The organism is Phycicoccus ginsengisoli (assembly GCF_054779295.1).
On the sequence record NZ_BAAGYN010000002.1, the window covers coordinates 216,067 to 227,457 of the forward strand.

Genomic DNA, 11,391 nt, shown 5'->3' on the forward strand with positions numbered 1-11,391 from the left:
GTGGGGTGACACCGGTATGCCGGTGCGTACCGCTCGATGCTACCCGCGGGTAACTGCCCGGTCACGGGAGGCCGGGGGTGAGCGGCGTCACCCGGCGGTCCCGCCGTCGTCGGGCGGGTCAGCCCGCGTCGGCCCCGGCGCCGGCTTCGGCGTCGGCCTCCGCGCCTGCTCCCGCCTCCGCGCCGGTGCCGGCCTCCTCGCCGGCGCCGACTGCGGCGCCTCCGCTGGCATCGGGGTGGTCGGCGAACGCCCGGGCGACCATCGGCGCCACGATGTCGGTCTGCCAGCGGCGGGCACCGAGCCGCGCGAGCGCCTCGGCGAACCCGTCGGCGCTGCGGTCGGCCGGTGGTGTCCAGATGACCCGGCGCAGCGGGTCGGGGGACAGGACGTTCTCGACCGGCACCTGCCGGTCGGCCGCGAGCTCGGTGAGCTCGGCCCGCGCCTGGGACAGCCGGGCCGCCGCGACCGGGTCGCGCTCGGCCCAGGCCCGGGCCGGAGGGGGGCCGTCGGAGCGCAGGGTCATCGGGGGCAGCTTGTCGTCGGGGATGGCGTTCGCGCGGTTCACGGCGTCGAGCCACTGGCGCTGGTAGCGCCGGACCGCGCGGTGCCCACCGGGGAGCTGGTCGGGGCCGGCGGGGGCGGCCATGGCGATGTCGACGATGGCGCCGTCCGGCAGGACCCGGCCGGGGGACACGTCACGGTCCCGGGCGATGGCGTCGCGCGCCTCCCACAGCTCGCGCACCATGGCGGCGGTCCGGCGGTGCCGCACCTTGTGCATGCCCGAGGTCCGGCGCCACGGGTCGACGCGCGGCGCCGGACCGGTGAAGTCGAGCAGGGCCTCGAACTCCTCACGCGCCCAGCCGTCCTTGCTCTGCCGGGCGAGGTCGACGCCCATGAGGTTGCGCAGGTCGACCAGCACCTCGACGTCGAGCGCGGCGTACCGCAGCCAGGGCTCGGGCAGCGGGCGGGTCGACCAGTCGACGGCGGAGTGCTCCTTGGCCAGCGACAGGCCGAGGTAGTGCTCCACGACGGCGGCGAGGCCGACGCGGGGCAGCCCCAGCAGCCGCCCCGCCAGCTCGGTGTCGAAGAGCTGCCGTGGTCGCAGCCCCACCTCCGCGAGGCACGGGAGGTCCTGGGTCGCGGCGTGCAGGATCCACTCGGCGTTGCCGATGGCCTCGTCGACCGGCGACAGGTCGGGGCAGGCGATGGGGTCGATCAACCAGGTGCCGGCGCCCTCGCGACGCAGCTGGACGAGGTAGGCGCGCTGTCCGTAGCGGTAGCCGCTGGCGCGCTCGGCGTCGAGGGCCACCGGCCCCTCGCCGGCGCGGATGGCGCGGGCGGCCTCCATGAGGGCGCGCTCGGTCTCGACAACGGGGGGCACGCCCTCGGCCGGCATGTCGAGGGGGACCAGCGCATCGGCCGGGGCCGCGTCGGGCGCCGAGTCCAGCTCGGCGTCGCGCTCGGCGTCGGTGTCGGTCACCGGCCCAACCTACCGGCTGGGTCCCTCAGCGGCGTGGGCCAGGCAGGGCGATGACGCCGTCGGGCAGGGGCGGCAGGCCCGCGATGGTGCACAGCAGGTCCGACCAGGCCAGCAGGTGGGCGCCGAGGTTGCCGGTCACCGGTGTCCACGAGGCCCGCACCTCCATCTCCACGCTCGCCGGGCGGTCCGACAGACCGGCGAAGCTCTCCGAGACCACCCGCGTGACCGTGCCGGCCTCCGCGGTGTAGCCGATGTGGTGGCTGTCGAGCGCGTCGACCAGCCAGGACCAGCCCACCGCGCCGAGCATCGGGTCGGCGGCCAGCTCGGGCTCGAGCTCCGCCCGCGCGAACGTCACGGCGCGCCAGGCGCCGTCCCACGGGTCGGGGACCGACGGGTCGTGCAGGAGGACGAACCGGCCCGAGGCCAGCTCGTCCTCGTCGGACGCGGCGCCCACCACCTCGGCGGTGAGGGCCACGGCATACGGAGCGATGCGTTGCGGAGCCGGCACCTCGGTGAGCCGGATCTCGGGGCGCAGTCGCGCTCCACGCAGATCGGCCAACGCCTGCGCGAACTCGGGGGATTGGTCACCGGGGACCGTTCGACTGCCCACCGTCAGAGCGTATGCCGCGGCGTCGCGTATCACAGGCAACGGCACGCCGCGCGGGGTGTCGGGCCGCTCCCGCGCCGCGCGGACACGCCGTCCGGGACGGGATCGGGGGCCGGTACGGTGCGCCCCATGGTGTCGCTGCTCGCCCTCGCGTCGAGCGTGGTCTGGGGAACCTCCGACTTCTTCGCGGGGCTCTTCTCACGCCGTCGTCCGGCCGTGGCGGTCGTCGGCTGGACCCAGGGGCTGGCCTTCGTGGTCATCAGCGTCGTCGTGCTCACCCAGCTCGGGAACGTGCCGTGGCACGGGTGGCCGCTGTGGTCGGTCGCCGCGGGCCTGTCGGGGCTCTCCGGCCTGCTGTGCTTCTACACCGCACTGTCGACCGGGACGATGGGCGTGGTCGCGCCCATCGCCGCCCTCGGCGTCGCCGTGCCGGTGCTGCTGGGGGTGGCCACGGGCGACGAGCCGGGGCCCTGGACCTGGGTCGGCATCCTCGTCGCCGTCATCGGCGTCACCCTGGCCTCCGGGCCGGAGCTGAGCGGTGACGTCTCGCCCCGGCCCGTGGTGCTGGCGGCGGTGGCCGCCATGGGCTTCGGGTTCGCGCTGTTCTGCATCGACCGGGGCGCGCGCACCTCGACCCTCATGACGCTGTGGGGGATGCGCGCGACCTCCGTCGTCGTCTTCGTCACGGTGGCGGTCGTGGCCCGGTCCGTCGGCGGGGTCGTCGTGCGCGAGCTGCCGGCCCTGCTGGTGATCGGGTGCGGCGACATGCTCGCGAACATCCTCTTCGGTCTCGCCAGCAGCCGGGGCCAGGTGAGCGTCGCCAGCGTGCTCGGCTCGCTCTACCCCGTCATGACCATCCTGCTCGCCCGGGTCGTCCTCAAGGAGCGGCTGCGGGCGATCCAGAAGGTCGGCGCCCTGCTGTCCCTCGCCGGGGCCGCGGTCATCGCGCTCTGAGTCGACGGCCGCGCCCTGGCGGCCGAGGCCGCGTCCACGACGGACTCGGCCCCGAGGCCGCGGCCCCGACGGGGGGGGGGGGGGTCACGGCGGTGAGGTCACCGGCACCGGGTCACCAGGGGGAGACGCCGTACCGGTCGAAGTGGGGACCCGGCACCGTGTCGGCGGCCGCAGCCGTGACGATCGCGTCAGTGCCCTCGCGCACGGTCCGGGTGCCGGAGTGCCCGTTGAGGTCGGTGGCGGTGTACCCGGGGTCGACGGCGCAGACCCGCACCCCCGGCAGCGCCTTGGCGTAGAGGGTCGTCACCATGTTGAGCGCCGCCTTGGACGACTGGTAGACGAGGCCCGGCACCCTCGACTCGGTCCGTGCCGGGTCGTTCACGTGCTGGATCGAGCCCAGGCCGCTGGACACCATGACCAGCCGCGGACGGGACGACGCCGTGAGCAGGGGCAGGAAGGCGTGCGTCACGCGGACCGGCCCCAGCAGGTTGACGTCGAGGACGGGCAGGAAGTCGGCGGGCACCGTGTCGAGGGCGGGGCGTCCGGGGCCGAGGATGCCGGCGTTGTTGACGAGGACGTCGAGCCCGGTGCCGGAGCCGTCGACCGCCTCGACCGCCTTGGCGACCGAGTCGTCGTCGGTCACGTCGAGCTCGACGAACCGGACGTCGGCACCGGGGTGGGCCTGCGCGACCGCGCGGGCGGCGGCCTCGCCGGCCGCCGCGTCACGTGCGCCCATCCAGACGGTCCAGCCGAGGTCGGCGAGCCGGTGCGAGGTCTCCAGGCCCAGGCCCCTGGTGGCGCCGGTGACCAGGACGGAGGTTGCGGGCGTCGTGGTGGCGGTCGCGGACGTGTCGCTGGTGGAGGTGGCGGTCGTCGTGATGTCGGTCGCGGAGGTGGCGCTGATGGAGATGTCGGTCATGGCACCACCGTGCGGCCGCCGAGGGACCCGCGGAAGGGACGGTTCGTCGTGGGACCGGCAGTCCTACCCACCGCGGCGCCTGGCGGGGGATGCTGGGCCGGTGCCACCCAACCGCCCGCAGCTGGCCTTCGTCCTGCGCCGTGCCCGCGAGGCCGTCCGCCCGGAGGACGTCGGTCTCGCGGCCGGGTCGCGCCGCCGGGTGCCGGGCCTGCGCAGAGAGGAGCTCGCGCTGCTCGCCGGGATCAGCGTCGACTACGTCGTCCGGCTGGAGCAGGGCCGCGGACCCCAGCCGTCCACGCAGGTGCTCGGCGCCCTGGCGCGCGCCCTGCGCCTCGACGTCGACGCGCGCGACGAGCTGTTCCGGCTGGCGGGCAGCCCGCCACCCGAGGCGGGAACGATCGACCTGCACGTCCGTCCCTCGGTGCTGCGGCTGCTCGACCGGTTCGTCGACCTCCCCGCCTTCGTCCAGAGCGCCAAGGGGGACGTCCTGGCGTGGAACGCGATGTCGGCGGCGCTGCAGGGGGACTGGTCCCGCCTGCCGCCCGAACGGCGCAACTTCGCCCGCCTGCGGTTCCTGCCGGAGCCGGCCGAGGAGCAGGTGACCCCCGTGGGGGGCACGCCCGAGGACCGTGCCGCGTCCGCGCGCCACAGCGTGGCCAACCTGCGCCGCGCCGCTGCCCGCTACCCCCGCGACCCCGACCTCCAGCGGCTGCTCCACGACCTGCGGACCGGCTCTGCGGAGTTCGTCGCCCTGTGGGAGGACACGTCCGCCGGCCTCTGGCGCAGCCACCGCAAGACGCTGCTCCACCCGACCGTCGGGCCGCTCACGCTCGACTGCGACACCCTGCACGTCCCCGACTCCGACCAGCTGCTCGTCGTCTACTCGGCGGCGCCCGGCACCCCGGAGGCCGGTGCCCTCGCCCTCCTCCGGGTGGTCGGGACGCAGCAGCTCGACGAACGGACCGCTGCGTCAGGGGGCGACCTGCAGCCCACCTAGGATTGCCGCGTGACCTCGCTCGAAGACTCCGCCCTCGTCCGCGCTGCCCGGCGCCAGCCCGTGCCGCACACCCCCGTGTGGTTCATGCGCCAGGCCGGGCGCTCGCTGCCGGAGTACCGCAGGGTCCGCGAGGGCGTCGGGATGCTCGATTCCTGCCGCCGTCCCGACCTGGTCACGGAGATCACCCTCCAGCCGGTGCGCCGGCACGGCGTCGACGCGGCGATCTTCTTCTCCGACATCGTCGTCCCGCTCGCCGCCGTGGGGGTCGACCTCGACATCGTCGCGGGGGTCGGGCCGGTGGTCGCCAAGCCGGTGCGCACCCGCGCCGACCTCGACCGGCTGCCCGAGCTCACCCCCGGCCACGTCCCCTACGTCACCGACGCCGTCCGGCTGCTCACCGCCGAGCTGGGGCAGACGCCGCTCATCGGCTTCGCGGGCGCGCCGTTCACCCTGGCCAGCTACCTCGTCGAGGGCGGTCCCAGCAAGAACCACGAGCACACCAAGGCGCTGATGTACGGCGACCCCCAGCTCTGGCACGACCTGTGCGCGCGGCTGGCGCAGATCTCCGGCGCGTTCCTGGACGTGCAGGCGGCTGCCGGCGCCTCCGCGGTCCAGCTGTTCGACTCGTGGGTCGGCGCGCTGCCCCGCGCGGACTACGAGCGGTTCGTCCAGCCGCACTCCGCCGCCGCCCTCGGCGCGGTCGAGGCACGCGGCATACCGCGCATCCACTTCGGGGTCGGCACCGGTGAGCTGCTCCCGTCGATGGGGGCCGCCGGCGCCGAGGTCGTGGGGGTCGACTTCCGGGTGTCGCTGACCGACGCGATCGCCCGGCTCGGCGACGCGTATGCCGTGCAGGGCAACCTCGACCCCGCCCTCCTCTTCGCTCCGTGGGAGGCGCTCGAGGCCAAGGTGCGCGAGATCGTCGAGCAGGGTCGGGCCGCCCCAGGGCACATCTTCAACCTCGGCCACGGCGTCCTGCCCGACACCGACCCCGACGTCCTGACCCGCGTCGTCGAGCTCGTCCACGAGGTCAGCGCCCGCTGAGGGACGCCCTCACTCGGGCTGAGGGACGCCCTCACTCGGGCAGCGGGGCCGGCGACGGCGCGAGCGGCCGGCGTCGCCGCATCCAGACCGCAACGGGCACCCCGACCAGCGCGAGCAGCACGGCGAACGGGAGCACTGCGCCCACCACGGTCAGTGCCACGGCCGCCGAGCCGGTGAAGGCGTCCCAGCCACTGCGCAGCCCGGCGAGGAACCCGGTGTCGGCCTTCCTCGGCTGCACGACCTCGGGCTGCGTGGTCAGGCTGACCTGCACCGGTGACATGGCCACGCTGTCCTTGAGCGAGGCGAGCTGGGCCTCGAGCGCCTCGAGGTCGGCCTGCCGGCGGGTGAGCTCGGCCTCGAGGCTCACGACCTGGTCCAGGCCCTTGGCCTGGTCGAGGAACGCCCGGACGCGGGCGACGCTGACGCGCATGGTCTCCAGCCGCGACTGGGTGTCGACGATCTGGGAGCCGACGTCCTCGCTGGAGGTCGTGGACCGCAGCACCGTCCCGATCGAGCCGAGGTCGGCGACCACCGCGTCGAGCTTGGTCGACGGCACCGAGATGGTGATCTCGCCGTAGGTGGTCGGGCTCACCTTCGAGCGCTCGGCCAGGGGTGCGGCGCCGTCGGTGGCACCGATGTTCTCGGACAGGATGATCCCGTCGGAGGTCGCCGTCGTGGCGCGGACCCGCGCCACCGCCTGGGAGATGTTCTTCACCTCCAGGGCCACCGTCGCCCGGCGGGCGAGCTGCTGCTGGGCGGCGCGCAGGCTCGCCGGCGAGACCTGCTGGGCCGCGGACCCCGAGGCGCCCGACGCCTTGGCGCCGGACGAGGGCTGGGCCGGTGAGCCGGCCCGCGAGCCCGAGGACCCCGAAGAGCCGCCGGCCCCGTCGGTGAGGGACTTCGGCCCGCTCCCTCCGGCGACGCCGGCGGAGTCGGACCGGGCGGCGCCGCTGGAGCTGTCGCTGCTCCCGCCCGCACACCCGGCGAGGACGAGGACGGCGACGGCGGCAGTGAGCGCGGCCGTGGCGAGGACGGTGGGACGGTGCTTCGGGACTGGCATGACGACCCCCTACGGGCTGCACGGTGGAACGAACGGACACCGGTGCGACTGGCGCTGGAGTCGCGACGTTCCCAGCCCCCGGTATCGGAACAGTCACGGTCTTGACAGCATGTGGACATGCTTCGGTCACGAGTCGTCGTCGTCGGGGGCGGGATCACCGGGCTTGCCTGCGCCTGGGCCCTGGTGCGTGCGGACGCCGCCGTCTCGGTCACCGTCCTCGACGCCGGTGACCGCCCGGGCGGCAAGCTGCGTCGCGAGCCGGTGGCGGGGGTGGCCCTCGACGTGGGGGCCGAGTCGGTCCTCGCGCGACGCCCCGAGGCCGTGGCCCTCATCGACGAGGTGGGGCTCGGCGCGGACCGGGTGCACCCGGCGACGACCTCGGCCGCGATCTGGTCCCGCGGTGAGCTGCAGCCGATGCCCAGGGGGACGCTCATGGGCATCCCGTCGACCCCTGCGTCCGCAGCCGGCATCCTCAGCCCCGCCGAGGTCGCCCGGCTGGCCGACGAGCAGCCGTGGGGCGGCGGGGAGTTCGACGACGTCTCCGTCGGCGACTACGTCGCGGCGCGGCTCGGCGACGCCGTCGTCGACCGGCTCGTCGAGCCGCTGCTCGGGGGCGTGTATGCCGGGCAGGCGCGTTCGCTGTCGTTGCGCGCCTGCCTGCCGCAGGTCTTCGCCGCGGCCCAGCGGGGCGCGTCGCTCCTCGCCGAGGCGCGCGCGGCCGCGGACCGGGCGGCCGCCGCCAACGCCGAGGCCGTGACCGCCAGTGCGTCGTCGGGCTCCGCGCCGGTGCCCGCCGCCGCGCCGGTGCCCGGCGCCGCGTCCGTCCCCACCCCGGTCTTCACCGGGCTGCAGGGCGGCATCGGCCGGCTCGCGGAGATGCTGACCGAGCTGCTCCGCTCCGAGGGGGTGGAGATCCGCAGCGAGACGATCGCGCGGCAGGTGGCCCCGCGAGCGGATTCGGAGGGCGGTGGCTGGTCGGTCGTCGTCGGGCCGACGACGGCACCTGAGCGCATCGTCGCGGACGCGGTGGTCCTCGCCGCGCCCGCCGTCCCCACCGGCAGGCTGCTCGCCCCCCACACGCCGGCCGTCGCGCGCGACCTCGCCGACATCCCGTACGCGTCGATGGCGATCGTCACCCTCGCGGTCGGCGTCGAGGACGCCCGGGACGCCGTCCGCCACCTGCCCGGCTCCGGCTTCCTCGTGCCGGCCACCGAGGGGCGCACCATCAAGGCGAGCACGTTCACGTCCTCCAAGTGGGGCTGGGCGGCGCAGGCCGCGGACGACCTGGTCTTCCTGCGTGCCTCGGTCGGCCGGTACGGCGAGACCACCGACCTGCAGCGCCCCGACCAGGAGCTGGAGGCGCTCGCGGTGACGGAGGTCAGCGAGGCGCTCGGGCACCCCCTGCCGCGCCTCGTCGAGGCGCACGTGCAGCGGTGGGGCGGCGCCCTGCCGCAGTACACCGTCGGGCACGTCGACCGGGTCGGGCGGATCCGGGCCGGCGTGGCCGGCCTGCCCGGGCTGGAGGTGGCCGGGGCGGCATACGACGGGGTGGGCATCCCCGCCTGCGTCGCCAGCGGGCGGGCGGCGGCCGAGGCGGTCCTGACCCACCTGAGAGGGCGCGCCGAGCAGGGGTGACAATGGCTGCATGAGCAGCAAGCCCTCCCCGTCCCGCATCCGTGAGATCAACGACTCGATCCGGTATGCCATGTGGTCCGTCTTCTCGGTCACCGCACCGCTGGGCGAGAACCGCGACGTGGTCGCCAAGGAGGTCGAGGAGCTGTTCGCCTCGCTCGAGGAGACCGGCGTGGTCGTCCGCGGCGTGTACGAGCTGGGCGGCATGCGCGCCGACGCCGACTTCATGGTCTGGTGGCACGCCGAGCGGATGGAGGACCTGCAGGCGGCCTACCGCGCCCTGCTGCGCACCGAGCTCGGCCGCCAGCTCGAGAGCACCTGGTCCGCGGCCGCGCTGCACCGCCCCGCGGAGTTCAACAAGAGCCACATCCCGGCGTTCCTGGCGGACGAGCACCCCAAGGACTGGATCTGCGTCTACCCGTTCGTGCGGTCCTACGACTGGTACCTGCTCGACGACAAGGACCGCCGCGACATGCTGCGCGAGCACGGGCAGCAGGCCCGCGAGTACCCCGACGTCCGGGCGAACACCATCGCCGCGTTCGCGCTCGGCGACTACGAGTGGGTGCTGGCGTTCGAGGCCGACGAGCTGCACCGCATCGTCGACCTGATGCGCGAGCTGCGGGCCTCCCGCGCCCGGATGCACGTCCGCGAGGAGATCCCCTTCCACACCGGCCGCCGGGTCGAGGTGGCCGACCTGGTCGCGTCGCTGCGCTGATGTCGTTCCCGGTGACCGACCTGCTCACCCGCTGGGTCGTGTCGCCGTTCGGGACGGCGCTCGCTGTCGCGCTCGCCGTGGGCTACGTCGTCGCCCTGGGCGCCGGGCGGGCGCAGGGGCACCGGGTGGGCGTGCTGCGCACGCTGGCGTTCCTGGGTCTCGGGGTGGGCTCCCTGGTCCTCGCGACCGACGGCGGGCTGGCCGCCGACCGTGGGCAGTCCTTCGTCGCCGCTGCGGCGCAGTCGGCGGTGCTCGCCGCGATCACACCGGTCGGCCTCGCCCTCGGCGACCCGGTGGGGGTGACGCGGCGTGCGCTCGGTGGGGGAGTGCATCGGCTCGACCGCGTGCTGTCCGGGCGCGTGGCCCGCGTGGTGATGTTCCCGCTGCTGGCGTCGGTCGTCGCCACCGCCGTGCACCTGCTGCTCTTCGTCACGCCGTGGCTCGCCGACAGCCTGCAGGACGCCTGGCTGCGTGAGGCGACGTATGCCGTGCTGCTCGGCACCGGTGTCCTGTTCACCCTGCCGCTGCTCGCCGACGAGCTGGTGCCAGCCTGGTGCACGGCCGGGGTGCGGGTGCTCATCGGCTTCGCCGACGGGCTGTTCGACGCCGTGCCCGGCGTGGTCGTGATGGCCTCGCCCGCGCTGCTCGGTGCGCCCGTCGCGGCGTACCTCGCGGCGTCGGACCCGTTGTGGCAGCAGCGGCTCGGCGGTGGCGCCATGTTCGGCGTCGCCGAGGCGGTCGGGCTGCCGCTGCTCGCGGCGACGGTGCTGGCGTGGGTGCGCGCCGACGCCCGCGAGGCGGTCGCCGTCGACGCCCGCCTCGACGCCGAGCAGGCCCTCAGGGCGGCCCGGGCCGGAGGCGATGGTGGCGACGTGACAGCGCCGGGGCGGGGTGCCGTCGCCCCGGGACAGGCCGCGGCCGAAGCCGCCGAGCCGCTCCTCGACCGTCCCTGGTGGGAGACCGACCCGCGGTTCGCGCACCGGCGGCCGCGGCCCTGAGCCCTGCCACTGGCCCGGGCCCTGCGACTGCGCGGCGACGGGCCCACGGGCACGATGGGGGGATGACACCCACCCACGACCTGACGCGCTTCGTGCGCGCCCAGGACGACGCAGGCGTGTACGCCACTGCGCTCGGCGAGCTGCGCGCCGGCCGCAAGCGCAGCCACTGGATGTGGTTCGTCTTCCCCCAGGTGGCCGGGCTGGGCTCGAGCCCGATGGCCCGCGAGTACGCCGTCTCGGGTGTCGACGAGGCCCGCGCCTACCTCGCCCACCCGGTCCTGGGCCCGCGGCTGGTGGAGTGCGCGCAGGTGCTCAGCGACCTCGGCGGCTCCGACCCCAAGGCCGTCCTCGGCGGGATCGACGCGGTGAAGCTCCGCTCGTCCATGACCCTCTTCGCGCACGCAGCCGAGCACGACGAGGACCGCGCGGTGTTCCGCGCGGTCCTGTCGCAGTACTACGGCGGCGAGGAGGACCCCGCCACCATCATCCGGCTCTGACCGGGACCGTCACCTCAGGCGTCGGCCTTCGGGCGCAGCGTCAGGCTGATCGAGTTGATGCAGAAGCGCTGGTCGGTCGGGGTGTCGTAGCCCTCGCCCTCGAAGACGTGCCCGAGGTGGCTGCCGCAGCTGGCGCAGCGGACCTCGACCCGCTTCATGCCGAGGGACCTGTCCTCGATGTACTCGACCGTCTCACCGGCGAGCGGGGTGTAGAACGACGGCCAGCCGCAGTGGCTCTCGAACTTGGTGTCCGAGGTGAACAGCTCGGCGCCACAGGCGCGGCAGGCGTAGACGCCCTCGGTGGTCGTGTCGGTGTACTCGCCGACGAAGGGACGCTCGGTGCCGGCGCGGCGCAGGACGTCGTACTCGGCGGGGCTGAGCTCGGCCCGCCACTGCTCGTCGCTCTTGCTCACGGCATACGTGCGGTCGGTGCTCTTCATGCTCACGGTTCGTGGCCCTCTCGTGTCTCGGATGGGTGGGCACTGGGT

12 protein-coding genes are annotated in these 11,391 nt (G+C 74.9%); 7 read left to right on the forward strand and 5 right to left on the reverse strand.

Annotation, left to right across the window (positions count from 1 at the left end):
• Positions 1–118 precede the first annotated feature (118 nt).
• Positions 119–1,480, reverse strand: coding sequence for an HRDC domain-containing protein (locus tag ACYVDO_RS03625; RefSeq protein ID WP_460932863.1), 1,362 nt, complete (start codon positions 1,478–1,480; stop codon positions 119–121).
• A gap of 25 nt (positions 1,481–1,505) precedes the next feature.
• Positions 1,506–2,090, reverse strand: coding sequence for a DUF3000 domain-containing protein (locus ACYVDO_RS03630; RefSeq protein ID WP_460932864.1), 585 nt, complete (start codon positions 2,088–2,090; stop codon positions 1,506–1,508).
• 126 nt (positions 2,091–2,216) lie between these two features.
• Between ACYVDO_RS03630 and ACYVDO_RS03635 the strand changes: the two genes are divergently transcribed.
• The gene (locus tag ACYVDO_RS03635; protein ID WP_460932865.1) at positions 2,217–3,041 is read left to right on the forward strand and encodes a DMT family transporter; all 825 of its coding nucleotides are present in this window, start codon (positions 2,217–2,219) and stop codon (positions 3,039–3,041) included.
• A 112-nt stretch (positions 3,042–3,153) separates the two neighbouring features.
• On the opposite strand, the gene ACYVDO_RS03640 is transcribed toward ACYVDO_RS03635, so the two are convergent.
• The gene (locus ACYVDO_RS03640; protein ID WP_460932866.1) at positions 3,154–3,960 is read right to left on the reverse strand and encodes an SDR family NAD(P)-dependent oxidoreductase; all 807 of its coding nucleotides are present in this window, start codon (positions 3,958–3,960) and stop codon (positions 3,154–3,156) included.
• Positions 3,961–4,060: 100 nt separating this feature from the next.
• Between ACYVDO_RS03640 and ACYVDO_RS03645 the strand changes: the two genes are divergently transcribed.
• Positions 4,061–4,957: a helix-turn-helix domain-containing protein gene (locus ACYVDO_RS03645; protein WP_460932867.1), complete on the forward strand. Its 897-nt coding sequence runs from the start codon at positions 4,061–4,063 to the stop codon at positions 4,955–4,957.
• Between the two features lie 9 nt (positions 4,958–4,966).
• The gene (gene hemE, locus ACYVDO_RS03650) at positions 4,967–6,001 is read left to right on the forward strand and encodes a uroporphyrinogen decarboxylase (RefSeq protein WP_460932868.1); all 1,035 of its coding nucleotides are present in this window, start codon (positions 4,967–4,969) and stop codon (positions 5,999–6,001) included.
• A gap of 31 nt (positions 6,002–6,032) precedes the next feature.
• On the opposite strand, the gene ACYVDO_RS03655 is transcribed toward hemE, so the two are convergent.
• Positions 6,033–7,061 (reverse strand): DUF4349 domain-containing protein, encoded by a 1,029-nt coding sequence (locus ACYVDO_RS03655; RefSeq protein WP_460932869.1) that lies wholly within the window; start codon positions 7,059–7,061, stop codon positions 6,033–6,035.
• Between the two features lie 117 nt (positions 7,062–7,178).
• On the opposite strand from ACYVDO_RS03655, the gene hemG reads away from it, so the two are divergent.
• The 4 genes from hemG (at position 7,179) to ACYVDO_RS03675 (ending at position 10,903) form a co-directional block, all read left to right on the forward strand.
• The gene (hemG, locus tag ACYVDO_RS03660) at positions 7,179–8,696 is read left to right on the forward strand and encodes a protoporphyrinogen oxidase (RefSeq protein WP_460932870.1); all 1,518 of its coding nucleotides are present in this window, start codon (positions 7,179–7,181) and stop codon (positions 8,694–8,696) included.
• 10 nt (positions 8,697–8,706) lie between these two features.
• Positions 8,707–9,408 carry a hydrogen peroxide-dependent heme synthase gene (gene hemQ, locus ACYVDO_RS03665; protein ID WP_460932871.1) on the forward strand — a complete coding sequence of 234 codons (702 nt, stop codon included), beginning with the start codon at positions 8,707–8,709 and terminating at the stop codon, positions 9,406–9,408.
• Positions 9,408–10,406: a cytochrome c oxidase assembly protein gene (locus tag ACYVDO_RS03670; protein WP_460932872.1), complete on the forward strand. Its 999-nt coding sequence runs from the start codon at positions 9,408–9,410 to the stop codon at positions 10,404–10,406. Before hemQ ends, ACYVDO_RS03670 begins: the two co-directional genes overlap by 1 nt.
• 62 nt (positions 10,407–10,468) lie before the next feature.
• Positions 10,469–10,903, forward strand: a complete 435-nt coding sequence (locus ACYVDO_RS03675) for a DUF1810 domain-containing protein (RefSeq protein WP_460932873.1) — start codon at positions 10,469–10,471, stop codon at positions 10,901–10,903.
• A 14-nt stretch (positions 10,904–10,917) separates the two neighbouring features.
• Here the strand turns inward: ACYVDO_RS03675 and msrB are convergent, their stop codons facing one another.
• Positions 10,918–11,343: a peptide-methionine (R)-S-oxide reductase MsrB gene (gene msrB, locus ACYVDO_RS03680; protein WP_460932874.1), complete on the reverse strand. Its 426-nt coding sequence runs from the start codon at positions 11,341–11,343 to the stop codon at positions 10,918–10,920.
• Between the last annotated feature and the right edge of the window lie 48 nt (positions 11,344–11,391).